Annotated in this window: 22 protein-coding genes; 8 read left to right on the top strand and 14 right to left on the bottom strand. The window is 40.3% G+C overall.

Translation table 11 applies throughout. The features are described 5' to 3' along the window. The first annotated feature begins 51 nt into the window (after nucleotides 1-51). The 4 genes from AC0VZ5_RS04300 to AC0VZ5_RS04285 all read left to right on the top strand — a co-directional run bounded on the left by AC0VZ5_RS04300 (nucleotide 52) and on the right by AC0VZ5_RS04285 (nucleotide 6,174). Complete coding sequence (locus AC0VZ5_RS04300; protein ID WP_475474445.1) at nucleotides 52-2,358, top strand: TonB-dependent receptor plug domain-containing protein; 2,307 nt, start codon at nucleotides 52-54, stop codon at nucleotides 2,356-2,358. A 64-nt stretch (nucleotides 2,359-2,422) separates the two neighbouring features. Beyond that, nucleotides 2,423-3,397, top strand: a complete 975-nt coding sequence (locus tag AC0VZ5_RS04295) for a metallophosphoesterase (protein WP_475474442.1) — start codon at nucleotides 2,423-2,425, stop codon at nucleotides 3,395-3,397. Between the two features lie 11 nt (nucleotides 3,398-3,408). Beyond that, nucleotides 3,409-5,361, top strand: coding sequence for a phytase (locus AC0VZ5_RS04290; RefSeq protein WP_475474440.1), 1,953 nt, complete (start codon nucleotides 3,409-3,411; stop codon nucleotides 5,359-5,361). Between the two features lie 135 nt (nucleotides 5,362-5,496). Continuing rightward, the gene (locus AC0VZ5_RS04285; protein ID WP_475474438.1) at nucleotides 5,497-6,174 is read left to right on the top strand and encodes a hypothetical protein; all 678 of its coding nucleotides are present in this window, start codon (nucleotides 5,497-5,499) and stop codon (nucleotides 6,172-6,174) included. Between the two features lie 3 nt (nucleotides 6,175-6,177). Here the strand turns inward: AC0VZ5_RS04285 and pdxR are convergent, their stop codons facing one another. Continuing rightward, a complete protein-coding gene (gene pdxR, locus AC0VZ5_RS04280; protein WP_475474436.1) occupies nucleotides 6,178-7,641 on the bottom strand; it encodes a MocR-like pyridoxine biosynthesis transcription factor PdxR in 1,464 nt (487 codons plus the stop codon). Between the two features lie 106 nt (nucleotides 7,642-7,747). Between pdxR and AC0VZ5_RS04275 the strand changes: the two genes are divergently transcribed. Together AC0VZ5_RS04275 and AC0VZ5_RS04270 are read left to right on the top strand one after the other, a co-directional pair. Then, nucleotides 7,748-8,323: a GNAT family N-acetyltransferase gene (locus AC0VZ5_RS04275; RefSeq protein ID WP_475474434.1), complete on the top strand. Its 576-nt coding sequence runs from the start codon at nucleotides 7,748-7,750 to the stop codon at nucleotides 8,321-8,323. Further along, nucleotides 8,323-8,910: an FMN-binding negative transcriptional regulator gene (locus AC0VZ5_RS04270; protein ID WP_409424875.1), complete on the top strand. Its 588-nt coding sequence runs from the start codon at nucleotides 8,323-8,325 to the stop codon at nucleotides 8,908-8,910. The genes AC0VZ5_RS04275 and AC0VZ5_RS04270 overlap by 1 nt, the downstream gene beginning before the upstream one ends. A gap of 79 nt (nucleotides 8,911-8,989) precedes the next feature. Here AC0VZ5_RS04270 and cyoE read toward each other — a convergent pair whose 3' ends face one another. The 6 genes from cyoE to AC0VZ5_RS04240 all read right to left on the bottom strand — a co-directional run bounded on the left by cyoE (nucleotide 8,990) and on the right by AC0VZ5_RS04240 (nucleotide 14,571). Next, nucleotides 8,990-9,874, bottom strand: coding sequence for a heme o synthase (gene cyoE / locus AC0VZ5_RS04265; RefSeq protein ID WP_008111919.1), 885 nt, complete (start codon nucleotides 9,872-9,874; stop codon nucleotides 8,990-8,992). Nucleotides 9,875-9,883: 9 nt separating this feature from the next. Further along, a complete protein-coding gene (cyoD, locus tag AC0VZ5_RS04260) occupies nucleotides 9,884-10,240 on the bottom strand; it encodes a cytochrome o ubiquinol oxidase subunit IV (protein ID WP_475474424.1) in 357 nt (118 codons plus the stop codon). Beyond that, nucleotides 10,240-10,872 carry a cytochrome o ubiquinol oxidase subunit III gene (gene cyoC / locus AC0VZ5_RS04255; protein ID WP_008111916.1) on the bottom strand — a complete coding sequence of 211 codons (633 nt, stop codon included), beginning with the start codon at nucleotides 10,870-10,872 and terminating at the stop codon, nucleotides 10,240-10,242. The genes cyoD and cyoC overlap by 1 nt, the downstream gene beginning before the upstream one ends. Further along, entirely contained in the window at nucleotides 10,869-12,857 is a 1,989-nt protein-coding gene (gene cyoB / locus AC0VZ5_RS04250; RefSeq protein ID WP_475474422.1) for a cytochrome o ubiquinol oxidase subunit I, read from the bottom strand. Before cyoB ends, cyoC begins: the two co-directional genes overlap by 4 nt. 2 nt (nucleotides 12,858-12,859) lie before the next feature. Beyond that, a complete protein-coding gene (cyoA, locus tag AC0VZ5_RS04245) occupies nucleotides 12,860-13,813 on the bottom strand; it encodes a ubiquinol oxidase subunit II (protein WP_036956790.1) in 954 nt (317 codons plus the stop codon). Between the two features lie 329 nt (nucleotides 13,814-14,142). Then, nucleotides 14,143-14,571, bottom strand: a complete 429-nt coding sequence (locus AC0VZ5_RS04240) for a hypothetical protein (RefSeq protein ID WP_138626258.1) — start codon at nucleotides 14,569-14,571, stop codon at nucleotides 14,143-14,145. Between the two features lie 566 nt (nucleotides 14,572-15,137). Between AC0VZ5_RS04240 and AC0VZ5_RS04235 the strand changes: the two genes are divergently transcribed. After that, nucleotides 15,138-18,194 carry an Ig-like domain-containing protein gene (locus tag AC0VZ5_RS04235; RefSeq protein WP_475474419.1) on the top strand — a complete coding sequence of 1,019 codons (3,057 nt, stop codon included), beginning with the start codon at nucleotides 15,138-15,140 and terminating at the stop codon, nucleotides 18,192-18,194. Between the two features lie 927 nt (nucleotides 18,195-19,121). After that, nucleotides 19,122-19,412 (top strand): hypothetical protein, encoded by a 291-nt coding sequence (locus AC0VZ5_RS04230; RefSeq protein WP_475474417.1) that lies wholly within the window; start codon nucleotides 19,122-19,124, stop codon nucleotides 19,410-19,412. Nucleotides 19,413-19,759: 347 nt separating this feature from the next. Here the strand turns inward: AC0VZ5_RS04230 and nqrM are convergent, their stop codons facing one another. From nqrM to AC0VZ5_RS04195, 7 genes are all read right to left on the bottom strand, one after another. Next, nucleotides 19,760-19,972: a (Na+)-NQR maturation NqrM gene (gene nqrM, locus AC0VZ5_RS04225; protein WP_475474415.1), complete on the bottom strand. Its 213-nt coding sequence runs from the start codon at nucleotides 19,970-19,972 to the stop codon at nucleotides 19,760-19,762. A 97-nt stretch (nucleotides 19,973-20,069) separates the two neighbouring features. After that, nucleotides 20,070-21,092, bottom strand: a complete 1,023-nt coding sequence (locus AC0VZ5_RS04220) for an FAD:protein FMN transferase (RefSeq protein ID WP_475474413.1) — start codon at nucleotides 21,090-21,092, stop codon at nucleotides 20,070-20,072. Between the two features lie 99 nt (nucleotides 21,093-21,191). Next, nucleotides 21,192-22,415 carry an NADH:ubiquinone reductase (Na(+)-transporting) subunit F gene (gene nqrF, locus AC0VZ5_RS04215; RefSeq protein ID WP_413401405.1) on the bottom strand — a complete coding sequence of 408 codons (1,224 nt, stop codon included), beginning with the start codon at nucleotides 22,413-22,415 and terminating at the stop codon, nucleotides 21,192-21,194. Nucleotides 22,416-22,432: 17 nt separating this feature from the next. After that, nucleotides 22,433-23,041, bottom strand: coding sequence for an NADH:ubiquinone reductase (Na(+)-transporting) subunit E (gene nqrE / locus AC0VZ5_RS04210; protein WP_006791490.1), 609 nt, complete (start codon nucleotides 23,039-23,041; stop codon nucleotides 22,433-22,435). 10 nt (nucleotides 23,042-23,051) lie between these two features. Next, the gene (locus tag AC0VZ5_RS04205; RefSeq protein WP_006791491.1) at nucleotides 23,052-23,684 is read right to left on the bottom strand and encodes an NADH:ubiquinone reductase (Na(+)-transporting) subunit D; all 633 of its coding nucleotides are present in this window, start codon (nucleotides 23,682-23,684) and stop codon (nucleotides 23,052-23,054) included. Next, on the bottom strand, nucleotides 23,684-24,433 hold the full coding sequence (locus AC0VZ5_RS04200) for a Na(+)-translocating NADH-quinone reductase subunit C (RefSeq protein WP_413401404.1): 750 nt from the start codon (nucleotides 24,431-24,433) through the stop codon (nucleotides 23,684-23,686). The genes AC0VZ5_RS04205 and AC0VZ5_RS04200 overlap by 1 nt, the downstream gene beginning before the upstream one ends. Then, nucleotides 24,426-25,631: an NADH:ubiquinone reductase (Na(+)-transporting) subunit B gene (locus tag AC0VZ5_RS04195; protein WP_008111893.1), complete on the bottom strand. Its 1,206-nt coding sequence runs from the start codon at nucleotides 25,629-25,631 to the stop codon at nucleotides 24,426-24,428. The genes AC0VZ5_RS04200 and AC0VZ5_RS04195 overlap by 8 nt, the downstream gene beginning before the upstream one ends.

The raw sequence follows: 25,631 nt of genomic DNA, 5'->3' as shown, positions 1-25,631 counted from the left end.
ATTAACTTTTTTTAGTTTGCTCACCAAACCAAGGACAACCGGAGCAAACCAATGAAACAATTTAAGTTAAATGCTGTTGTAGCGGCATTAGCACTGAGCCAATTTAGTGTTAACGTGAATGCAGAGGAACAAACATCGCCAAGGGAACCTGAAGTAAAGGTTTCTGAAGAGCTTGTGGTATACGGCGAGATTGGTTATCGCAATCGCTCGCAAGAACTAGCGCCAACGCTTGAATATTCACAAGAATACTTTCAACGTTTTGAACCACTTACCGCCGGTGATGCACTAAAGCGTGTTCCTAGTGTTACTTTTTTATCTGACGTACTGGAATCTGACGGCGCACGTATGCGTGGCTTGAGCCCTGCTTACACAAAAGTACTTATTAATGGCGAAGAAGTTCCGGGTGCCGGTGCTGATCGCTCATTTTTTGTTGACCGTATTCCAGCAGAATTAATTGAGCGTGTAGAAATTATTCGTTCATCTAGTGCCAACCGCTCTGCCGATGCCATAGCAGGCACACTTAATATTGTACTTCGCGATGGCTACAGCTTAGACGGCGGTTATATTCGCGCTGGTGGCTTACGTTACGATGACGGCGAACTAAAAGAAAGCTTTGCGGGCGTTTACGGTACTGAGTTTGCAGGTGGCCGTTTACTCGTAGGTGCCAATTTACAAGGTCGTTATAACCCAAAACAAAAATCAAGCAGACGTTATGGCGATAGCCCTGAAAATAACCCTAATTACGCAACAGACGATTTTGATAACCGTGAAGATCAATCTGATATCCGTGATGGTGATGATACCTCTTTAAATGCCAGCTTTGAAAAGGTGTTTGATAACGGTGGCAAGTTTGATATTAGTGCTATGTGGGTTGATACCGACCGCACCGAAGACGAGCGCTCTTTTGAATACGACGACGCATCTGCAACCTCAGGCTCTGTCGTTGAAGGCGGTAATTTACTGTCAGATAACGCAAACGTTTCGTTTATTGATCAAACCAACTACAACATTAATTCTGGCTATGAATTACCACTACTTGGCGGTACCAGCAAATTTAAGTTAGGTTATGCCAGCTTTGAAGAATCAGTGTATGAGCAAGAGGTTGAACTTGATACGTCAGAGCTCCCAATGGTGTTTGAGGAAGCTGAAGAAACCGTTGATATCGATGATAAAGAGTGGTCATTACAATGGCAGCACAGCTTACTGGTAGGTGACTCGAAAGAAGTTCAATTTGGTGCTTTTGTACAAGGCAAAGAGCGCGATACCGCCATTTTTGTCGCTGAAGATGAAAGTGAGCAAACACTGACTGGATGGGCTCAATTTAGCGAGACGCCAATGTCATTAGCACAATTTAACAACGAATTTGAACCAGTAGACGGCGGTGTTAATAAACTTGAAGAAGACCGTTTTGATTTATTTGCGCTAATCAAGCACGAAGCGGATGTGCTCTCGTGGGAGATGGGGGTGCGGTGGGAGTCAACTGACTCAAGCATTACCGATACCAATGAAGGCGTTACTGCCGAAAATGATTATGACTTTTTCTTACCGTCGGCTCACTTTCGTTACAGCGTCAGTGATAACGGACGAGTCAGCGCCTCTGTTGCTCGCAGCTTACGTCGCCCTGACTTTGACTACATGACACCCGCCCTACTTGAAGAAGAGCTCGCTGATAATGACTTTTTAGGCAACCCAAGCCTTAAACCTGAATCATCTTGGGGTATCGATTTAGGTTACGAATACCGTTTAGGTAAAAGTGGCGTTGTAGGTGTAAACGTATTTTACCGTGACGTTAGCGACCTTATTGAAATTGCCAGTACCGGTGTTGAAGGCTCAGAAGGCGAAGGCACATTTGTACTGCAACCACAAAATACCGGCGATGGTACGGTTCAAGGTATTGAGTTTGATTTATCAACCCCACTTAGCGCCTTAAACATGCCTAATACAGGTATCTTCTTAAATTACTCTTGGCTCGACAGTGAAGTTGAAGACAGCTTTGGTAAGCGTAAATTTAACGACCAGTCTGATTATGTTTATAACGTTGGCTTTATCCAAGATTTACCAACACTACGCGCATCATTTGGGGCAACGTACCGTAATCAAGGTGATGCATACGGACGCTTTGTGGGTGAAGAAGTAACAACTTCTTACGGAGCTGATTTAGAGCTTTTCATTGAAAAGCGCTGGGATGACATCACTCTACGCCTTGTAGGTTCAAACTTACTGGATGCCAGCAAAGACGAAGTTTTCAATAAGTTTGACTCGCTTGATGATCAAAACAATCGTGACTTTGATGAGTACGAGCTTGAATCGGAAGAAGCAGGCCCAGTGATTCAAGTAATGTTGCGTTACGCATTCTAATCACACGTATTGTCATTTTAAGCACGTAATGGCAAACCATCGCGTGCTTTTTTGGAGTTAAAACATGTTTAAATTGTCTTTCATAATGGCCGCGATACTGTGCTCATCAGCGCTTAGTGCAAACGAGCCTGTTGTTTATAAAGATGCGCTATACCAACAACAAAAAATAGCCAAGTTAACTACGTTGCCTAATAGCCTTAACTTTATGGTTATTGGTGATTGGGGACACAACGGCCACTTTTACCAAAAAGAAGTGGCTCATCAGCTAGAAATTGCTATGTATCAAACCGATGCCGATTTTATTGTCTCGACCGGCGATAACTTTTACCCAAATGGCGTGGCAAGTGTGAACGATCCTCTTTGGCAATCAGCCTTTGAGAACATATACCATGGCCCGCACACATTTGAAGATTGGTATGTTGTTTTAGGTAATCACGATTACTTGGGTAATGCCCAAGCACAAATTGACTACACCGCAAAAAGTCAGCGTTGGCAGTTACCTGCAAGGTACTACAGTAAAACATTTGCGCTTGAAAACAACGAGCAAGTGTTAATGGTTTTTTTAGATACCAATCCAATTCAGCCTGAATATAAAACCCGTGAAAAATACCGCTCAACTCAAGGGCAAAGTTATCAAACACAATTGGATTGGCTTGAAACCCAACTTGCCGGCAGTAAAGCAAAGTGGAAAATTGTGGTAGGCCATCACCCGCTTTATTCAAGTGGTAAACGCTTTGGCCGCAACCAAGGGCTTCGCGACATTTTAGAACCTATTTTGGAGCGTCATAACGTGCACGCTTATATCGCAGGGCACGAGCACGACTTGCAATACAATCAACCAAAAAATAGCAAGGTGGCTCACTTTGTCTCTGGTGGTGGTAGTGAAGCACGGTTTGTAAAACAACGTGAATTTACCCGCTACGCAGAAGCAACACCGGGTTTTTTAAGTATCTCTATCAATGGCGAAACTCTCAGTGTAAGCGCGATTAATCACCTTGGTGAAGTACGTTTTAGCACTGAAAAGCACATAGATAAGTAAAGGATAAAATAATGAACTTTAAACTAAATACAATTTCAGCGGTACTATCAAGTGCTGTGCTTGTAACTGCGCTTGGCGGTTGTACAAGTAATGACGATACGCAAAACACGACAGAAATAGCAAAGCCAGCTGTTGAGGCTAAGTTATTTGGCCCACAACAAAACATGCAAGGCTCACAAGCAGCAGCGCTAGGTAATAATCAGTGGCTAATGGCGAGCGAAAGCCAGGGCTTATTACTTGCCGATAACGAGAAAAGCAGTGTGCTGTTAGCCGGTAACTTTGAGTCAATTTCACTAAAACAATTATCAGCGCAGCAATTTTTACTCGCCAGTCTGGATAAGAGCCAAGATAACGTTGCTATTTTTAAGCTTATAAAAAATGGCCAAACTTGGCAGCTAAATGAACTCACTCGTATTAGTCCGCCTCAAGCTCAGCCTGATACAGTGTGTTTATTTAAAAACAGCAATACCGAGACTGTATCAGCGTTTGTGCCAGATGTTCGCGGCCTGATCAGCGAAACGGTTATATATGATTTAGCCACTAACCAAGCTAAAAATATCGCAGTACGTGAATTCTCTGCGGTCACTGAGGCTTCAGGTTGTGCAGTAAATGACGACACAAAAACCCTGTATGTGGGTGAAGCAGAGCTAGGTGTATGGGCTATCAATGCTGATGCAGAATCAGATGCCAATAAGCAACCTGTGGCTTTAGTACAGCCATACGGCGAATTAAAAACTGAAATCGGAGCTTTATCGGTATCACAAGACGGTACTTTATGGCTTAGCGCCACTGACGATAGTATGGTTTATGCTTACCAAGCTCAAACAGACACGCTTAGCCAATGGTCACTGTCAGGTGAGCACACTATTGAGTCTGTTGCAGCGAGCTTTATTAATGACAATCAAGCGCAGCTAGTTTTGATTGATGATGAAACCGGCGCTTACATTCAAGCAAACGTTAACTACGCAGCGCAAACTTCTGTCTCAAATAGCAAAGTTGCTATGACTCACCTTCATGCCAGCGCACAAACCACACCGGTTGCAGCGTTTGGTGATGCAGCAGATGACCCTGCAATTTGGATTAATGAGCAAGATGCTAAAAACAGCTTAATTTTAGGCACAGATAAACGCCGTGGCTTAATAGTTTATGATCTTGCTGGCAACAAAGTACAGTCGCTCAATATAGGGCGTTTAAATAACGTTGATGTGCGCCAACATCAAGGTATAAACAACGAAACCCATACGTGGATCACTGCCAGCAACCGTACACTTAATAGCATTAGCGTATTTACTGTTGATGGAGAAAACAAAGTAAACCATGTAACAGAAATAGCCACTAACTTACCTGAGATTTACGGCATGTGTATGTATTCGTCTGATTCAGGCCATTACGTGTTTGTTAATGATAAATCAGGTTTATTCCAGCAATATAAGCTCATCGGTGAGCAAGATAATCTAAGCGGTGAACTGGTTAGAGAGTTTACCCTACCAAGCCAACCTGAAGGCTGTAGTGCTGATGATAAACTAGGCCAATTATTTGCAGGCGAAGAAGATGCAGGAATTTGGTATATAGGTGCAGAGCCTACCGCTGGTAACAAAGCAGTAAAGCTACAAAGTGTTAATAAGCAACTGGTGGCAGATGTAGAAGGTATGGAAATTTATCATGCTAATGATGCTCGCTATTTAGTGGTATCAAGCCAAGGCGATAATAGCTATGTGCTTTACAACATATCAGATGATAAACAGCCTAATCTAAGCTTTGCAGGTAAGTTTAATGTAATTGCAAACCTAGATAAAGGCATTGATGGCGTAGGTGAAACGGATGGCTTAACCGTTACAGCAACGGCTTTACCAGGTTATCCTGAAGGCATGCTTATAGTGCAAGACGGCTATAACCGCATGCCATTACAACCACAAAACTTTAAGATTATTGACTGGCGCGAAGTGAAAAAAGCAATTAGATAATAGCTAACTCTAAATATACTGATACACACTAAAACTTAAGTGTGTATCACGTTTAAGCCTTACTAAAATTTAACTAAAGATAATTTTTTATAAATGTATACTACACTTTATATCTATAAATTAATTGAGGTTATTATGCGGCTACCTTATTTCGCATCTTTATTTATCAGCATTGTATTTTGTACCAGCTCGCTTGCTAATGCCGAAGAACCACCAGAACTTCCGCCATTAAACCCCAAATATGAAGCAGAGCATGCCATGGTATTGGTTAATAAAGGTTCAAGTGTATACGCCATTAACATTCCAAGCTTTGAGCTTCCTTATGATATGCATGTTATGTACAAGGTAGATGTATCTGATATTCCATTTTTAGATTTAGTACGTGATGCTGAGTTAGTTACCGTAAAATCAAAGCCGTTTAATATTCAACGCTTAATGCGAGGCGAAGAAGTCGCAATTACCGCAGATGTGTATCTTGGAGATTATAGACAAGGAGGTAGCTTAGTTTACAGTGATAAATTAATAGAGCTTAGCGAGCAGTTATTTACTCGTGAGCTAACTGATTTAAGCCCAGCCTCAAAATGGCAGCAGTACGACATGGTTACGCTAAAAAATAACGAGCGTATTTACATTCACCAAATAACTCAACCACCAAGCTATCATCATATTATGTTTGTTGATTTAAGTGGTGCCTGTTTACAAAAGTTTCGCACCTCAACTGAAGTGCCCTCTGCTGGTGAGCTCAATTATAAATTTATAAATTGTGGTACATTGAAACCGATGTTTTATGATGCTGAAAGCTTAAGCAAATAAGCTTTATTTGAAAACGTGTTCAGCAATCAATTCAAGTCCAGCCTGCATCGCCAAAGTTGGTTGCCCAGCAAATCCTAAACGTACATAACTGTGTTGCTTAGGTATTAAACTACGTTCTGAGTCTTTAAAGTAAAATTCAGGCTCAACCTGTACATACACACCTTTACTTTGCAGTACTTGCTTTAATTGGTCCACCGGTTTATTTAAATTAACCCACATCGCCATGCCACCGTCGGGTTTTATATATTCAATTGGATAGCCTGATAATTGCAGCTGCGTTAGATAATCACCCATCGCTTCATAACGCTGCTTATAGAGCTTTGTCATACGCTTTAAATGGCGTTCAAAACCACCTTCTTTCATCCAGTGTGCGACAGCTAATTGCATAACCACATCATTTTTATGGTTCATTAGCTGCTTCCATGCGGTTAATTGTGCGATTACCCCAGGCGCTGCACAGATATAACCAATCCTTGCTGCTGAAAACATAATTTTTGAAAACGTTGATAGATATATCACAATGCCTGCGGGGTCGTCGGCAGCCATGGGTTGCAAAGGCTGGCAACGGTAGTGAAATTCATGGTCGTAGTCATCTTCAATAATCATCACATTATGGGCATAACACAGCTGATAAATTTGTAAGCGCCGGGTGGGTGATAAGGTCACAGTCGTTGGGTATTGATGCAGTGGCGTTAAATACAGAAGTTTAATGGGATAGCGTTCGAGCTGAGTTTTAAAATCATCAACACACAACCCTTCATCATCTTGTTTTATATCTATAAGCTGCGCGCCACACGCTGAAAATGCTTTGCGAGCAGGCGGGTAACCTAAGGTTTCGGTTGCAACATAATCGCCTTTATTAATAAAGGCTTTTGATACTAAAAAAAGCGCTTCTTGAGAGCCATTACACATAAGGATGTCGGCTGTTTTTAGGTTTCGTGCTTTGTGTAAATAATGACTAATTTGCGATTTTAAATTAGGCTCCCCAGCCACATTACCATAGTGAAATTGGCTGGTATCTAAATGATTAAACACATGACTTACAGAGCGTTTAAATTCTTTATAGGGGAAACGTGTTAAATCGGGTAAGCCTCCAGCAAAGTTATAAGCATAGTGATTTAAGTCCATTGTAGGTTCTGGTGCCGTAAGCGTGGTAGCAAATCGATACGGCTTAGGAGCCAATGCTTGAGACTGGGCAGTGTTTATACTGTTTTGAATAGGCAATGTATTGATAACGCTGTAGCCTGATCGTTCATAGGATTCCAACCATCCTTCTGCGACAAGAAGTTGTAGGGCATTCATTATTGTATGACGGTTTAATCCGTATGCTTGTGCCATATCGCGTGCAGAGCAGAGTTTGCTGCCAGCGAGAATGTCCCCTTTTATAATCGACTCCCTAAGTGCATCTGCTATTTGCAGGTATTTAGCTTTACTCTGGCTAGTGAGCTTTATATTAAGTGGCTGCATAAACACTTTCCAAACTGGTATAGGTAAAAATTAAATTTTGGTTGTTTTTAATAAACCAATAAAGCGTACATTTGTTATGAATAAATAGCAAAATATGGGGCTTATAATGTTCACAACGCAAATTCATCAAACCAACAAGGTTGCCTTAGAGCCACTTAAACTCAAACATCTCGAGGGTCTATATCAAGCAGGTAAACATCCACAGGTTTGGCAGTGGGTATTAAGTAATTACGCACAAACTCAAGTTAAGTTGGAGCAATGGTTTACACATAGCGCGCAGTTTAATCAAAACGAGCAAGTGGTATTTGCCATTATTGATAAACATTCACAGCAAGTTGTTGGCACAACCCGTTTATTTAGGTTAGACAGTGACAACTTAAGCGCTGAAATTGGCCATACCTTTATTAGCTTCACTGCACAGCGGACATACGTAAATACGCATGCAAAATATTTACTTCTGAGATATGCATTTAATCAACTTAATTTAGTACGGATTAGCTTTAATACCCATGAGCACAATCAACAATCACGCAATGCCATTGCCCGTTTAGGCGCTAAGTTTGAAGGAATCGCCCAAAAAGACCGACGCCTAGAAGATGGTTCATATCGCAACACCGCAAAATTCAGCATTATTGACGAGCAATGGCCAGCTATAAAGTTACGACTTGAGGAGCTATTATAATGTACCCACCCGAGCACTTTATGCAAAAAAATACCGAGCAATTGCATGCGCTTATTAATAATTTTCCATTAGCAACAATTTTTATGCCCTGCTCAAATAGTCAATTAAATAACATTTGTCATGTACCTATGTTATTCAACTCTTTAGAAAATATGTTTATTGCACATGTAGCAAAGCATAATCCACTATCAAAGCTTGATAATAAACAGGTGAATTTACTCTTTAATAGTGACAATTGCTATTTATCACCCTCCTATGCGGATAATCAAACATTGCCTAGCTGGCTTTACGCATCGGTGTTAGTGACTGCAAAAGTACATATTATTAAAGATGAGCTAAAAAAAGATCTCGTAATGCGAACCCTTACTAGTCATTTTGAGAAAACATTTGAGCCTGAGTGGAAAATTAATGAAGTGCCTGAGCAGCATCGCAATACAATGTATCAACACCTGAGTTTTATAGAGCTTACGCCAATTCACTGGCAAGGTAACTTCAAACTCAGTCAAAATAAATCAGCCGCTATAAGAAATAAAATAAAACAAAGTCTGGTAGATGCCAATAAGCACTCAATAGCGGCCTTGTTTTAGGAATGAAAAAAGGCTCCTCGCAATGCTCGAGCCTTTGGTTAACTTTGGGAATTAACTCGGTTCATTGATCAGATGATGATCAGTTTAGCGCCACTAACTGTGGCGCAATTGTTTGATAATCTACCGCCATGGCAATACTCAAAGCGGTAATATTAATAATTGAAAACGCAAACACTTGGCGTGCCCAACGGGTGGTGTCTATGTTGTAGCGATACCCTCTAAGTGCCATGAGTAACCACCAAAAACTGGTGATACAGGCAACGGCCATAAAGGCAGCACCGGTATAACCACTAATTGGCAATAGCATCACCACTAAAGCATATACGGCAATATAAAGCACAATATGGCGCTTAGCTTTATTAACACCTTGTGCCACGGGCAATACTGGAATATTAGCGGCTTGGTAATCCTTAAAGCGAAAAATAGCAATTGCATATGAGTGCGGCATTTGCCACAAACTAAACATCACCAGCAGTATTAATGCGCCCATATCGAACACCCCCGTAACGGCGCAATAGCCAACAACAGGTGGAACTGCGCCCGACAGACTACCAATAAAGGTGCCGTAAACAGAGTTGCGTTTCATGTAGAGGCTGTAAACCCCTACATAGATGACATAGCCAAAGGCGGCAAAAAATACCGCCGCTTGAGTGGTAAAGGCGATTAATAAGCCAAAGCCAATTAGCCCTAATAACACGCCATGGCTTAAAGCAGCTTTTGCAGACATTTCGCCCGTTACAGTCACACGTGAGCGAGTACGCGCCATGGCAACATCAATGTCTCTATCAATAACATTGTTTATGGCACATCCCGATGCAACAACAAGCGATAAACCAACCAAGGTAACCAACATTAACCATGGGTCTATATCACCGCGGGCGGCGAGTAAAAAACCACCGGCAACGCTGATCAAATTCCCCATAATAATACCTGGCTTAGTAACAGCTAAATAACGACGAAACATCTGAAACCTCTAGTACATCATCATTGCGTTTGATTCATAAATGATCCAAACAGACAGTCCAACCACCATGACGATGTTCAACGCGCTAAACAAGAAGGTAAAGGTATTCGCTTTACCTTCATCAGTGGTGAAATTAAGGTGTAAAAAGTATTTTAAATGCACCCAAATTTGCACGATTGCTAAAGTAACAATACTCCAAAGCGTGGTGACCTTTGAAAAGTCACCCTCCATCACCATCCAAAATGGAATGGCCGTTAAAATCACTGACAATACAAAGCCAATAAGATAGGTTTTAACACTACCGTGTGACTGATCATGATGTTGGCTTTGCATTTGCGCTAAAGCATGCGTTTCACTATGGCTCATTACATTGCCCCCATTAAATAAACAACGGTAAATACACAAATCCACACAATATCTAAAAAGTGCCAAAATAAGCTTAAGCAACTTAAGCGCGTGACGGTTTGTTTACCTAAACCGCGCTTGATCACTTCTATCATCATTATGCTCATCCAGATAAGGCCTGCAGTTACATGTAAACCATGCAAACCCACTAATGAGAAAAACGATGTTAAAAAAGCACTTTGCTGTGGACCATTGCCATGAACAATTAAATGATGAAACTCATAAATTTCCATACCAATAAACACCGCGCCTAAACAAAAAGTGACCGCGAGCCAACCAAGCGTCAGCGCCTTTTTTTGCCCCTGAGCGGCAATCATGGCAAAACCAAAAGTAATACTACTTATAAGTAGCGCCGCAGTTTCAACGGCAACAAAATCAAGCTCAAAAATATCTTTGCCCGATACACCGCCTGCGGTGTTCATATAAAGCACTGCGTAGGTTGCAAAAAATGAGGCAAATAAAAGGCAATCGGTCATTAAATAAAGCCAAAAGCCAAAGATTGTATCGCCTGAGGTATCGTGATGTTCATGCGTATGACTTACGCTATGAGGCTCTAAATTTACATGGCCTTGAGTTGCAGATAACGTACTCATGCGCTTACCTCCTTCGTGTTACTGGCAATATGCGCGCCTTCAATTTGTAATATTTCATCGTTTTGCACGTAGTAATCTACATCACTGGTGTAAGCACGGTTAATAAACAGCGCAATCGCGCCAATAAAACCAAGCCCTGCTAGCCACCAAATATGCCAGACCATGGCAAAACAAAACGCCGTTAAACTCGCAGCAATAAACACACCCGATGCGGTATTTTTTGGCATATGAATTGGGCTATAGCTAGACTTACCTTGATAAGCTAAGCCTTTTTCTTTCATATCAGTCCATGTATCAATATCATCAACATGCGGGATTTCAGCAAAGTTATAGTATTGCGGTGGTGATGACGTTGACCATTCAAGGGTGTGACCGTTCCAAGGATCGCCAGTGGTATCATCAAGCGCTTCGCGGTTTTTAAAGCTCACATAAAGCTGAATAACTTGGCAAATAATACCGAACATAATAATCACGGCACCCACTGCAGCAATATAAAGCCAGATATTCCAATCAGGATTATTAGAGTGGTTTAAGCGACGCGTCATGCCTAAAAAGCCGAGTACGTACAATGGCATAAAGGCTACGAAAAAACCGATTAACCAACACCAAAATGACGCTTTACCCCAACGCTCATCAAGCTTAAAGCCCATTGCTTTTGGAAACCAAAAAACAAACCCGGCTAAGTAGCCAAATACTGCGCCACCAATGATGGTGTTATGGAAATGAGCGATTAAGAATAAGCTGTTATGCAATACATAATCGGCACCAGGGATTGCCAGTAATACCCCCGTCATACCACCAATACTGAAGGTAACCATAAAACCAAGCGTCCAAAGTACCGGTACAGTAATGCGCAAACGGCCACGGTAAATAGTAAACAACCAACTAAATAACTTAACCCCAGTAGGCACAGCTATGACCATGGTCATCACCCCGAAGAAGGCATTTACATTCGCGCTTGAGCCCATAGTAAAGAAGTGGTGTAACCATACAATAAAGCCAAGAATAGAAATGGCACCGCTGGCATATACCATCGATTTATAACCAAATAAGCGTTTACCAGTGAAAGTCGATACTATTTCAGAGAAGATACCAAAAGCTGGTAATACTAAAATGTATACCTCTGGGTGACCCCATGCCCAAAACAGGTTGATATACATCATGGCGTTTCCGCCTGCTTCATTAGTGAAGAAGTGAAAATCTAAATAACGGTCTAGCGTTAGCATGGCAAGCACGGCGGTTAAAATTGGAAATGATGCCGCAATTAAGATATTTGCCCATGTACATGCCCATGTGAAAATTGGCATTTTCATCAGTGTCATACCAGGGGCACGCATTTTAAATACTGTCACTAGGAAGTTAACAGCGGTTAATAGCGTACCGAGCCCCGATATTTGCAAGGCCCAAATATAATAATCGACCCCCACCCCAGGGCTAAAGGTCAACTCCGACAACGGTGGGTAAGCAACCCAGCCTGTTTTAGCAAACTCACCAAATATCAGCGATAAATTTATTAAAATGGCGCCACTGGCAGTAAACCAAAAACTTAAATTATTTAAAAATGGAAAAGCCACATCGCGAGCACCAATTTGCAGTGGTACAACAATATTCATTAAACCAATCATAAATGGCATCGCCATAAAGATGATCATAATAACGCCATGGGCGGTGAATATTTGGTCGTAATGTTCTGGTGGCAGATAACCTGGCGCGCCACTGGTAGCAAGCGCTAACTGCGCACGCATCATAATGGCATCAGAAAAACCACGAAACAGCATGATTAGCGCTAATAAAATGTACATAACGCCTAAGCGTTTATGATCAACCGAGGTGATCCAGTCGCGCCAAAGCACACCCCATTTTTTATATTTTGTTATTAGCCCTGCTATAATAAGCCCGACTATAGCAATCACCGCCATGGTCACCATGATAATAGGTTCATGAAACGGAATTGCATCTATAGATAATTTACCTAAAAACGACATGATTATTCCTCGCCCTGGCTGTGTGATGATGGCATTGAATGATTACCCATTGCCTGATGCTCATTACTCATCTGCTGATGTTTATCCATCGAGTGATGCTTTTTGTTCATATCGCCATGCGCCTGCATGTATTTCATCACTATGGTATGAAATAAACCGTCATCTACCTTGCCATAATAAGCGACGGGATTGTTTTCACTCGCTTTGGCAAGCTCAACATAATTGGCATGAGTAAGGCTATTAGCGTTGGTTTTAACCTGTTCAACCCACTGGTTAAAGTCAGCTTTTGTTGGTGTTGCGATGGCATTAAATTTCATACCAGTAAAACCCGCACCACTGTAATTAGCCGAAAAGCCTTTAAACGTGCCTGGCTCATTAGCGATTAAATGCAGCTTAGTTTCCATGCCCGCCATTGAGTAAATTTGACTACCTAACTGGGGAATGAAAAACGAGTTCATGGTACTTTCTGACGTGATTTTGTATTCAACCGGAACATTAGCAGGAAATACCAATTCGTTTACCGTAGCAATACCTTGTTCAGGGTAAATAAATAACCACTTCCAATTAAGTGACACCACTTCAACAGTTAAGTGTTCACCTTTACCCTCTATCGGTTTATAAGGGTCAAGCTCTTGAGTTGACTGCCAGGTGATCACACCTAAAATAACAACAATAACAATAGGAACCGCCCATACAACAGCCTCAATCTTATTAGAGTGAGCCCATTTTGGTGCGTAAATTTCATGGTTTTGTGTGTCTCTGTATTTCCAAGCAAAATATAAAGTCATCACAATAACGGGGATCACAACTAACAACATAAGCACAGTGGCGATGATGATCAGATTTTTCTCATCAATACCTATCTGCCCTTTTGGGTCGAGTACCCCGCCATTACAGCCTGATAAAATCAGCGCCATACTAGCTAAAGCAATATTAAAAAGGTTACGAATTAACAAGGGACTATCCTAAAACCTAAAGAGTTTTTATTAGCTGCCAAAAATATTTAGCAACGATATTTGATAAAAACCCAAGTTAATTAAAATTGAATTACAAATAATGCAGAGCGAATGCAAGCATGAAGTATTGACCACTGGCTTAATAAAAAACACCTAGCAGAACCAACCCAGCTTTTTTAAACACATTAATATAACGCAATAAAAATTAACTTGGGTGAGGTGTGGTTGGCTGAGAGTGAGTAAAAACACTAAGCTACAATGAAAGTAATCGTTATTTACAGCAAGAATAAATAATTAGATACCACAGGTGTAACCTATACCCATAAAAATTAATGGGTAAACAGACAACCTGTAAAGCTAGGTGGAGCACGACAACCATGTGCAGCTTGCACGGGTTGCTGAACTTTAGCCTCGCTAAAAGCAAAGGCTGCTTTACGGAGGATTATTCCAGCACGACGCGCTGGAAACATGTGGAACAATAGCCAACAAAGGCCAATAAGTAACTGACACGATAAGATAGGATGAGCTAAAAATTCGGCAATAGTCAGTAATAATGGCTCTATAAAAAAGCCATCACTCACCAATGCTTCAAGCCTAAAAGCATCCTCGATAGCGCCACTAAGCAACATAACGGCATTAAAAACTAATAATGTTACAGCCACACTCACGCCTCTTTTCGCTTTATTAAAGCGCTCATGCAACACTGACTTACCTAAGGTAAGCAAAGCGCTGGTATGAAACAAAGAAAATGAGTTCAAAAACATTAACCTATTAAAATGACTAATAACAAAATTAGGTATACACCGTGGCAACAAAAACAAGTTGCAGCCGTAAAGCCTTATACAGTGACATGAAATACAGTCTCAACGCATTAGCACTATTTTGCTAAGCTAGTTTTGATCCGCATCAATAGAACTTTCAAAACTTACTGAAAGTTCGGGCATGAGTATAACAAAGTCAACTTATCATACAAGAAAAAATTAACTGTGCTCAGTTAACCAGCATTTAATTAAGCTATAAAAAATGTAAACAACCAACACTAACTTAGATAAGCACCTAAAAAATTAGGGGATTTTATATTACAAAATGAAATAGATAGGAAAGAAATTGTATAAAAACTTCTTAATACTGCAAGGTAATGCAGCTTGAGACAACTGTGTATCAGTACTCAAACCCAGAAGCATTCTAAATAACATCACTTTTTATTTTCCATTCCCTAATTCAGTTACGCAACATAATAAAGTATGTTAATTTACTATTGTCTCTTGTTGTTGATATACAAGGGTCCAAAACAATAACGCAAAACTATTTTTAAGGGAATAATATGAAGTTTGCTATTACATCGACACTTATCAGCTTGATGTTAACTACTCAATCATCATACGCCGACGTAGAAAGAATTAAGCACTTTTCAAGCTTTGATGATTTAAGTAATGTTAGAGTGATCGATATTGATAATGATTCGAATAAAGACATCATTGCAATGATTAATGATGACAGCCAAAGGTTGTATATTATTAATATTATCGGCGATGATGAAACTGTCAACACGCCAGTAACCAATGCAATAGAGTTTGAGAGCGAAGGAGAATCAATTGCTTCGTTTGAAATTTATTACGATAAAAGTTCAGATAATCACTTTGCTATTATTATTAGCAATCAACGCAACGCACACCTTGTAAATTTAACTGCTAGAAAATATGTAAAAAAGATCCCAAATATAACTGCTGATAACGTTAAATTTAAAGACATAGATAACGATGGCAATATTGAGGTTATGCTAATAAATGAAAGCACTATGTATATGCTAGATATGCATAGCCTCGAAACAAAAGCGCACTACACCCTGCCACATTATGAGTTTACTGTCGGAAAGTTTACCAATTATCTGTTCAATGAAATGCTGACATGGGACGGCGAAATCTACCAAATTCAAGGCAGTGATGTAAAAAAAGTTGGCGAGCTCCCCGTAACAAGCAGATACTTATTTGCCAAAGACTTAAATAATGATGGCATGGATGAAGCTGTAGGTAAAAAGTGTACTATCGATGTAAATAAAAACAGCGTTATTTGGCCTTTGGAGAGTACGCTAGAAGATTGTAATCAAGATAGTGATTTTTTAAATTACACTAGTAGATCGCCTTACTACAACAACGACCTTTATCAAGATTATACAACCATTGATAACTATGCCGAGGTGTACCATGATCTGTATAGGAGGACTCACTTTAACTATTTCTATAACTATCTAACAAGAGAAGAAGAAGTTATTGGCAGGAGCGTCACAACAGAGGATGGAGGCGATTATCAACCTAATATTTTTCATTATGTCTATGAATATTTAGACTTGTATGGCGATGAGCAAAAAGAAACAATTGAGCAAACACAGAGACTCAATGTTAAAGAAGTGAGATTCGGAGAGGTAACTGAACTCGGCTTTAACGGCAATGCTTATTTAGCCATGCAAAATGAAGAGGTAAAGATTATTGAAGAATATAGACAGCTTATTGTTACCGTCCCTGGTTGGAAGTGGGATCCTGCCTATTTAACAAGTTATACAATATTAAATAGTATTTCTCCTGTCACACAAACTGAATCATGGTCAAAAAGTGTAACTAAAGAGCTTTATTCTGATGAAGTAGATAAAGTTTCCATAATACCTTTTGGTAGAAACAACGATAATAAAATTGTGTACTCGACTCAAGGTGAGGAGTGGAACCCCGGTATTATGAAATACTATGTATTGAATATGGATGGGTCTAATCATATCGAACAACCCTTTATTGGCTATTTCAAGCTATTGGGTGATATTGACGGTGATGGAAACCAAGAATACCTCTACCAATATTCGGAATGGTATTATGCTGATCAGTCAAAACCATTTGAAGTCAGAGAGTTATACAGTGACAGCATAAAATATACGATTTCACTTATCGGTGAGCCTCAACTTGATACATCAGAATTACTAACGACAATTGACTTTGACGGTGATGGTATTAAAGAACTTGTGTTCGAGCATCTAGGAACTAACAAGCAGACAGCCGTCTATAACTTTGTTAAAAACACCCACTCATTACTTGATTTAGGTGATATCCAATCACTTGATACTTTTACGTATAATAATAACGAGCAATTGTATACAACAACTCAAGATGGGGCTTTAGTATCTATTTCCGCCCAAGGAAACAAACAAGAAGTGGCTAACTTCTGTGCATCATCAAAATTAATTGCTGTGGAGCAACATCTTAGTGGCCAACTTCATATCACCTGCGAAAATGAACTAGGTGTATTTAATTTGGCAAATGCACAATATAATAAGCTGGTTACTCTTGATGTGGCCGCTACACATTCAGATATTGAAATAGTTGACGAAAAAACTTATTGGTTAATAACACATTCAAATGGCAGAGAACTATTTAAAATCGCCGAAAAAACAGAGCAACCTTATCAACTTAGTGTAACTGAATTTAACACCAATAAGTTCACGCCTGTTGAGTTTAAAGCATTGAGCGAAAAAGATTCCTTCAACTATCGCTTTTATATTTCAAAGGCACCTAGCAAAGGCAATATTACATTTACCGATAGAGCTCTTGGCCACTTTAATTACACTCCCACAACTGGCGAAGCTGGCCTAGACCAATTTGAGCTTTCTATGGCTATAGGCGGAAGGGCCACTGAAAGTGTGTCGGTTTCAGTGAATATTGATGGAACACCTCTTGTCATTGAGCCTAGTTCAATTTCTGCTCATTGGCGCATGCCACTGAGCGAAACTCTCTCCTTGTCAGGTGCAGGTGAAAACAGTAATGTTCAATTTAACGTAAAGGTACAGCCAGCATCAGGCGAGTTTGTGTTTAGTAATAATGCAACGGGTGAGTTTACCTATACACCATTAATCTCAACGTTAGAGCCAGCTAATTTTGTCGTTAATATAAGCAACGAGACTGGTTTAAATATTGAGAAAATGATTACAATCAATCATACCAATACATCCCCACAGACACAGGCTCTGGAATTAATTATCAATCAATCTGAAGCAGCTCAATTCGAACTATTAGCCCAAGATGCAGATTCAGATCCACTTACTTATGAGCTTGTATCTGAGCCAAGCATAGGTTCAGTAACATTAGACAACAACAGTGGAATCGCATCATATACGCCGCAAACTAATACAAGCTACGAAACTAGCTTTCAGTACCGCGTTTTTGATGGCATCAGCTACTCTGAGCCAAGTATAGTTACTATAACCACCAAAGCCGATGATACAAACGATAATGGCGAAGAAACAAAAGAAAAAAGCGGGGGCAGTATGCCCTTCTATATTCTTTCATTACTTGTCATTGTGGGACTGCTGCGTAAATCGAAGTTTTCTTTTACTGTATAAACTTAACAACTCCAATCTTTACTTGCTCTTGGAAAATATTCCAAGAGCAAGATTCAATAATAGCGCCTCTATTCTGTGTGCTTCTACAGAAAACCGACTAAAGACACGCGCAGCTAAAAACCCCCAAGTTAAAAGAATAAAAACAAGAAGATAAGATTGAACAAAGGTTAACCAAACAAATAAAAATATAATATTCTTATTGTTAAAGTAAAAAGGAATAAAGGATATCTTATGCGGGGCTGTATACTTGCCATGACTTTGCTAATCAGTACACCAATAATTGCAACTGAAATTGAAAATAACGAGGTTGATGGCTTTGATAAAGCAGCGTCAATCTCGCAGATATAAAACCTATTATAAACCGCGTAGCCAAGCACTCTCTGCAATTAAACTACAGCAATTCGGTAGATCGTATCACAGTCAACCCATTTATGCTCTTGATATAAGCTCTGGCAAAACAAAAGTGATGATATAGAGCCAGATGCATGGTGATGAAAACACGGCAACCGCTGCACTTATGAACTTTCTTGATTTTATAACTTTGCCCGAAAACGCTAACTGGCTACAAAGCTGGCAAGACAAACTAACACCCAGGATTATTCCCATGATTAATTCTGACGGTGCTAAAGCTCAAACGCGTCACAGGACAAACACTCATGCCTGCCGCAAAGGAGTTTGAACCAGACTTTGGCTTTAACTTGCATGATCAGAACGCGTATTAAGGTACAGGAAAGAAAGGGAATCAAGCCACTATCTCAGTACTCGCCCCTGCCCTATAATGATGCAAGAGAGATTAATACTAGCCGTGGCGAAGCCATGCAACTTATCGCTCACTTAGCTAAAACAATAGAGACGATGATCTCATAGCACCTAGCAAAGTGTAACGACAGTTACTAGTATCGAAGCTTTGGTGATACATTTTCCGAAATGGGTATTCGTACTATATTAATTGAATCAGGTGCTTACCCAAACTATCCTCATCGTCAAGTTGCACGAAAAGTAAATCGTGTACTTTATAAAGAGATAATCGATACACTACAGAATGGCACGTGGAAAGCAGCCAGTATTAACCAATACAATGCAATTCCTTTTAACGCTGGTAATAACTGGGGCGACCTACTTATTGATGATGTGAATGTGCAAAGACATTTTGGTGATTACAAAATAGATATAGCCATTAATAACAAAGGCAATGCACCACGTATCAAGGAGATATAGTAGCATTCGCCGTGGCTACACTCAAATAGATGCCAGTCAGCTCGTTTATAACCCAGGTAAAGGTTTTTCTTTAACAGAACCAATTAAACTTAATAAGAGGTATTATAAAGAGTTATTAAAGCAAGGTTAGAGCTGTTTTTCAGGAGACTTCGCAAAATTCGATAACCGCTCACACTGGCCAGTTTACCGGTGCCAAGGCGCATTTGACTCGCAACCTAAATTGCACGCCTCAGCGGCATTCTTACTTTACAAAGTAACAAACTGTAAAATACGCAGTTTTAGGTTCAGAACTCATAAAACTCAATTAATAAGTATTAAAAAAGCGCCTAAAGGCGCTTTTTTTGTGGTTAAAGAATTTGATTCTCTTTCCAGACTTGTTCTTTTGCCATGCGTTTTTTACGCTTGTCACATGGATCATCGCAATCACACGCTTTATCAATACCTACAGAGCCTAGGCCTCCGCAGCTACTCGCCATCGATTTTCTTTGAACTATCATGCCTATCGCCATCGCAGCGACAATTAAAATAAGTAAGCCAAAGGTTAGAAAAAAAAGTGACATTGCTTAGCCCCTATTGTTCAGCAATAAAATGAGCTCAAATAGCGTACTTGAGCTCCGTATATTATATACCCTCATGCTAAGGATATAAACCTAAAGACTATAAATAAGGCTTAAACGCAGGACTTGAATAAGTGACTAAGCCCTGTGCCGATTTAGCAATTAAATACACTGGCAAATCATGCTGCTGCGCATACTGTTGTGCTTTTTCCATACCCATAACCGTTAAAGCAGTCGCTAAACCGTCTGCCGTCATAGCGCTTGGGTGTAAAACTGTGACAGAAACTAAGTCATGCTTAATTGGCATCCCTGTCATAGGATCAATTAGATGCGTATAGGTTTCTCCATCCATAGTATAAAAGATTCGATAATCACCTGAGGTGGCAATACCGTTATTACCTGGTGCAAGTACACGGTGTACTTTTCTCTCGCCTGGGTTTGCATCAGGTTGTTCAATTGCTATTCGCCATGCTTGATTGTCTGGTTTTATACCAGCAATACGAAGCTCACCGCCAATCTCAACCATGTAATCTGTAATGTCTTTGCTTTGTAATAGCTCAGCCACTTTATCAATACCATAGCCTTTTGCAGTTGCTGAAAACGACAACTCTAAATCAGCCATCGTTTTTGCTAAGCCTTGCTCGTTAAGGACTAGCTTATCTATACCAATGTTATTGATCATATTTGCCAGGGCTTCATCTGTTGGGCGCTTTGTTGGTTTTTTATCTGGGCCAAACCCCCATAAATCTATCAACGGCCCCATAGTCACATCTAGGGTCTTTGTTGAGTTACCAATACGCATAGATTCACTAATAACGGCTCTAAAATCATCACTGATTGGCATTACTTCGTTGGCATCTAAACGGTTAAAGGTGTTTATTTCTGAATCTTCGATATAGGTCGACATAGACTGGTTGATATCAACTAAAACCGCATCGATTTCTGCTTGTACTGCTTGAGGGTCAACTTGCTCAGCGTAAAACTTAATGTGGTAAGTTGTACCCATCGTTTTACCTTCTAAGTAGGTTTCCTCTGGGACTGATTTTCCACATCCAGATAACAGTAAAGTCAGCGTAATTATAAATAAGGCGATTATGCCCTGGGGAGTATTTACTTTGTTCATAACAACCCTACTTAATAGGTTAAAAATTAATATAAAAAAGCCTCGTCACATAAAATGCGACGAGGCTGGTATTTTAACTAAATTTAATCAGTTTGGGTATTAGCCACCGAAATCATCTAGTAAGATGTTTTCTTCTTCAACACCTAAGTCTTTAAGCATAGTGATAACAGCCGCATTCATCATTGGAGGACCACACATGTAGAACTCACAATCTTCAGGCGCTTCGTGATCTTTAAGATAGTTCTCAAATAACACGTTATGGATAAAGCCAGTGTAGCCTTCCCAGTTATCTTCTGGTTGCGGATCTGAAAGCGCAGTATGCCAAACAAAGTTTTTGTTTTGTTCAGCTAGGCCGTCAAAATCTTCAACATAGAACATTTCACGTTTAGAACGCGCACCATACCAGAAACTAATTTTACGCTTAGAGTTTAAACGCTTAAGCTGGTCAAAGATATGTGAACGCATTGGTGCCATACCTGCACCACCACCTACGAATACCATTTCAGCGTCTGTGTCTTTAGCGAAGAACTCACCAAATGGACCAGAAATAGTTACTTTATCGCCTTCTTTAAGTGACCAAATATACGAAGACATTTTACCACATGGTAGGCTTAGGTTTCTTGGCGGCGGCGTAGCGATACGCACGTTAAGCATGATGATGCCTTCTTCTTCTGGATAGTTAGCCATTGAGTAAGCACGAATTGTTTCTTCGTCTACTTTTGACTCCAGATCGAAGAAACCAAAATGGTTCCAATCGCCACGATACTCTTCAGGAATATCGAAATCTGCATATTTAACATGGTGAGCTGGCGCTTCGATCTGGATGTAACCACCCGCACGGAACGGCACTGACTCGCCATCAGGAATTTGTAGCTTAAGTTCTTTAATGAACGTCGCTTTGTTATCGTTAGAGATAACTTCACAATCCCATTTTTTAACACCGAAAATTGACTCTTCAAGTTCAATTTCCATGTCGTTTTTAACATTAACCTGACACGCTAGGCGACAACCTTCACGTGCTTCACCTTTAGAGATGTGGTCAAGTTCAGTTGGCAGAATATCACCGCCGCCTTCTTTAATGTGTACGCGACACTGGCCACAAGAGCCACCGCCACCACATGCAGAAGATACGAAAATACCTGACTCAGATAGTGCACCTAATAGCTTACTACCTGCTGATGTTTTAATGGCTTTGTCTGCATCGCCATTAATGCCGATGATGATATCACCGCTTGCAACTAGCTTAGATTTAGCACCAATGATGATTAAAACTAGTATTACAACGATAGCGATAAAAACACCAACGCCTAAGAAAATATCCATGATTGACCTCGCTATTATTACAGTGAAATACCAGAGAATGACATAAAGCCAAGACCCATCAAGCCAACAGTGATGAAGGTAATACCTAAACCACGTAAACCATCTGGTACGTCTGAATACTTCATTTTCTCACGGATACCTGCAAGTAATGTAATTGCAAGCGCCCAACCCACACCAGCGCCAATACCATAAACAACAGACTCGCCGAAGTTATAGTTACGCTCAACCATGAAGGCTACCGCACCAAAAATTGCACAGTTAACTGTGATTAGTGGTAAGAAAATACCTAATGCGTTGTAAAGCGGTGGGAAGAACTTATCTAATGCCATTTCAAGAATTTGCACTAGTGCTGCAATAACACCAATGAAAGTTAAGAAACGTAAAAAGCTAAGATCTGCTTCTGGGTAACCAAGCCACTCTAGTGAACCTGGTGCTAATACCGCATGGTAAACCAAGTTGTTAACCGGTACTGAAATACCTAATACAACAATAACCGCTACACCTAGGCCAATTGATGTAGTTACTTTTTTAGACACGGCTAAAAAAGTACACATACCTAGGAAGAATGCTAACGCTAAGTTTTCAATAAAAACGGCTTTTACAAATAAACTAATATAATGTTCCACTTATCGCCCCTTACGCTTTAGCTTCTACTTGGTCTTTCTTATAAGTACGAAGTACCCAAATGAATAAACCAATGATGAAGAATGCACTCGGTGGTAAGATCAATAGACCCATAGGTTGGTACCAACCACCATTTTGTACTAATGGAATAATATCAACACCGAACAGTGAACCTTTACCGAATAACTCACGAATAAAGCCAACAGTAAGTAACACTACAGAGTAACCTAAGCCATTACCTATACCATCAAGGAAAGACATTAATGGCGGCGACTTCATTGCATAAGCTTCAGCACGACCCATTACGATACAGTTAGTAATGATTAGACCAACGAATACTGATAACTCTTTTGCCGTAGCGTAAGAGAAAGCTTGTAGTACTTGGTCAACCACGATTACTAATGATGCAATAATCGTCATCTGTACGATGATACGTACTGATGATGGGATATGGTTACGAATAGTCGAGATAAAAAGGCTAGAGAATGCAGTTACCAAGGTCAATGCAATTGACATGATTAATGCATTTTTTAAGCTAGACGTTACCGCTAGCGCAGAACAAATACCAAGTACTTGTAATGCGATTGGGTTGTTAGCGAAAACTGGACCAAATAGGACCGCCTTCATTTCTTTAGTATCAGCCATTAGTTCAATGCTCCTTTACGTACTTTCGCAAGGAAAGGGCCAAAGCCATTTTCGCCAGTCCAAAAATCAACTGCATGGTCAACACCATTAGACGTTAATGTAGCACCTGAAAGACCGTCGATCTTATGCTCATCACCGGCTGCAGTCCCTTTAACGATTTGGATTGGTAACTCTTTACCTTCCCACGTTGCAGTCCACTGTGGGTTTTGAATTTCACCACCTAAACCAGGTGTTTCGTTATGTTTGTAGAAAATGATGTCTTTAATAGTTTCGCCATCGCTTTCAAGCGAGATAAAACCGTACATTAAACCCCATAAACCATAACCCTGAATAGGAAGGATGATTGCATCAGTAGAGCCATCGTCTTTTTTAGAGATATAAACAGGCGCACGCTTGGTAATACGCTGAATACCGGCGATGTCCTTAATACCATTCTCTTTTAAAGATTTACTTAACTCAGCATCGTATTTGCTTTTTTCAAAGTCAAAATCTTCTACCGGCTCAGCAAACTCACCACTTTGCATATCAACAAAGCGAGTTTCGATTTTAGCATCAAACGTTTCGGCAACGTTATCAACTTTGCCAATACCAGCAGCAGCTAAGATATTGCTTTGAATATCTTTTGCTTTATTTGCTTTTTGCAGAGGGCGAAGTTGTACAGATGTTAGCGATACAATAACTGCACACACTAAACATAATGAGACAACAACAGCTAGCGTTTTGCCAATTGATTCGTTATTACTAGACATTACGTGCCAACCTCCGCTTGATATTAGCTTGCACTACAAAGTGATCGAATAAAGGTGCAAACAAGTTAGCAAATAAGATTGCTAGCATGATGCCCTCTGGGTATGCAGGGTTAACAACACGGATCATGATAACCATAAAGCCAATAAGCGCACCGTATGCTAATTTACCTTTATCAGTAAATGCAGCAGATACAGGGTCAGTTGCCATAAAGAACATACCGAATGCAAAACCACCTAATACCATGTGCCAGTACCAAGGCATAGCAAACATTGCATTGGTTTCAGAACCAATGGTGTTAAGTATTGATGAGGTTACTACCATACCTAGGAATACACCTAGCACGATACGCCAAGACGCGATGCGCACGTAAATTAGGAATAAACCACCAATAAGTACAGCTAGCGTAGACGTTTCACCCATAGAACCTTGAATGAATCCGTAAAACGCATTCCACCAAAGCTCAATATCAGTCGCGTAATTTAACGTACCAGCAAACGCTTGACCAAGCATAGTCGCGCCAGAGAATGAATCTACGGCAGTCCATACTGTGTCACCTGAAATTTGTGCAGGGTATGCGAAGAATAAAAACGCACGACCAGCAAGCGCAGGGTTTAAGAAGTTACGGCCTGTACCACCAAATATTTCTTTTGCGATAACTACACCAAAAGTAATACCTAGCGCAACTTGCCATAAAGGAATCGTTGCAGGCAGAATTAATGCAAACAATACAGAAGTTACGAAGAAACCTTCATTAACTTCATGCTTACGCACAGAAGCAAATAACACTTCCCAGAAACCACCAACAATAAAGGTAGTTGCATATATAGGTAGGAAGAAACAGGCTCCGTAGAACATTTTCGCACCCCAGCCTGCATCAACGGTTAATTCACCGCCAAGTAACTGGAATAAACCTACTTGCCAAATATTCGCTAGCTCAAAGCCATTACCAAGTGCAATTGCCGCTTGATGACCAATGTTGAACATACCAAAGAACATGGCAGGGAACGTCGCCATCCACACTAAAATCATCATGCGTTTTAGGTCGATGTTATCACGAACGTGAGTTGAACCTTTATTTACGTAACCTGGCGTGTAAAAAATAGTCGCAGCAGCTTCATACAGCGCGTACCATTTCTCATGCTTACCACCTGGTTCAAAATGTGGTTCGATATCTTCTAAGAAAGTTTTTAAGCCCAT

This window comes from Pseudoalteromonas sp. QJM3NY_12, assembly GCF_056173165.1.
Note: the sequence above shows the minus strand (reverse complement) of the source record. Positions and strands in the feature narration are given on the sequence as shown.

Excerpts from the sequence above, each read along its gene's own strand:
- AC0VZ5_RS04200 (WP_413401404.1), bottom strand. The coding sequence starts at position 24,433 with ATGTCTAGTAATAACGAATCAATTGGCAAAACGCTAGCTGTTGTTGTC.
- AC0VZ5_RS04220 (WP_475474413.1), bottom strand. The coding sequence starts at position 21,092 with ATGAACAAAGTAAATACTCCCCAGGGCATAATCGCCTTATTTATAATT.
- cyoC (WP_008111916.1), bottom strand. The coding sequence starts at position 10,872 with ATGAGTACGTTATCTGCAACTCAAGGCCATGTAAATTTAGAGCCTCAT.
- AC0VZ5_RS04300 (WP_475474445.1), top strand. The coding sequence starts at position 52 with ATGAAACAATTTAAGTTAAATGCTGTTGTAGCGGCATTAGCACTGAGC.
- AC0VZ5_RS04205 (WP_006791491.1), bottom strand. The coding sequence starts at position 23,684 with ATGGCTGATACTAAAGAAATGAAGGCGGTCCTATTTGGTCCAGTTTTC.
- AC0VZ5_RS04235 (WP_475474419.1), top strand. The coding sequence starts at position 15,138 with ATGAAGTTTGCTATTACATCGACACTTATCAGCTTGATGTTAACTACT.
- AC0VZ5_RS04295 (WP_475474442.1), top strand. The coding sequence starts at position 2,423 with ATGTTTAAATTGTCTTTCATAATGGCCGCGATACTGTGCTCATCAGCG.
- AC0VZ5_RS04285 (WP_475474438.1), top strand. The coding sequence starts at position 5,497 with ATGCGGCTACCTTATTTCGCATCTTTATTTATCAGCATTGTATTTTGT.
- AC0VZ5_RS04270 (WP_409424875.1), top strand. The coding sequence starts at position 8,323 with ATGTACCCACCCGAGCACTTTATGCAAAAAAATACCGAGCAATTGCAT.
- AC0VZ5_RS04195 (WP_008111893.1), bottom strand. The coding sequence starts at position 25,631 with ATGGGCTTAAAAACTTTCTTAGAAGATATCGAACCACATTTTGAACCA.
- AC0VZ5_RS04230 (WP_475474417.1), top strand. The coding sequence starts at position 19,122 with ATGGGTATTCGTACTATATTAATTGAATCAGGTGCTTACCCAAACTAT.
- cyoB (WP_475474422.1), bottom strand. The coding sequence starts at position 12,857 with ATGTCGTTTTTAGGTAAATTATCTATAGATGCAATTCCGTTTCATGAA.
- AC0VZ5_RS04275 (WP_475474434.1), top strand. The coding sequence starts at position 7,748 with ATGTTCACAACGCAAATTCATCAAACCAACAAGGTTGCCTTAGAGCCA.
- nqrF (WP_413401405.1), bottom strand. The coding sequence starts at position 22,415 with ATGGATATTTTCTTAGGCGTTGGTGTTTTTATCGCTATCGTTGTAATA.
- cyoE (WP_008111919.1), bottom strand. The coding sequence starts at position 9,874 with ATGTTTCGTCGTTATTTAGCTGTTACTAAGCCAGGTATTATTATGGGG.
- AC0VZ5_RS04290 (WP_475474440.1), top strand. The coding sequence starts at position 3,409 with ATGAACTTTAAACTAAATACAATTTCAGCGGTACTATCAAGTGCTGTG.
- cyoD (WP_475474424.1), bottom strand. The coding sequence starts at position 10,240 with ATGAGCCATAGTGAAACGCATGCTTTAGCGCAAATGCAAAGCCAACAT.
- nqrM (WP_475474415.1), bottom strand. The coding sequence starts at position 19,972 with ATGTCACTTTTTTTTCTAACCTTTGGCTTACTTATTTTAATTGTCGCT.
- pdxR (WP_475474436.1), bottom strand. The coding sequence starts at position 7,641 with ATGCAGCCACTTAATATAAAGCTCACTAGCCAGAGTAAAGCTAAATAC.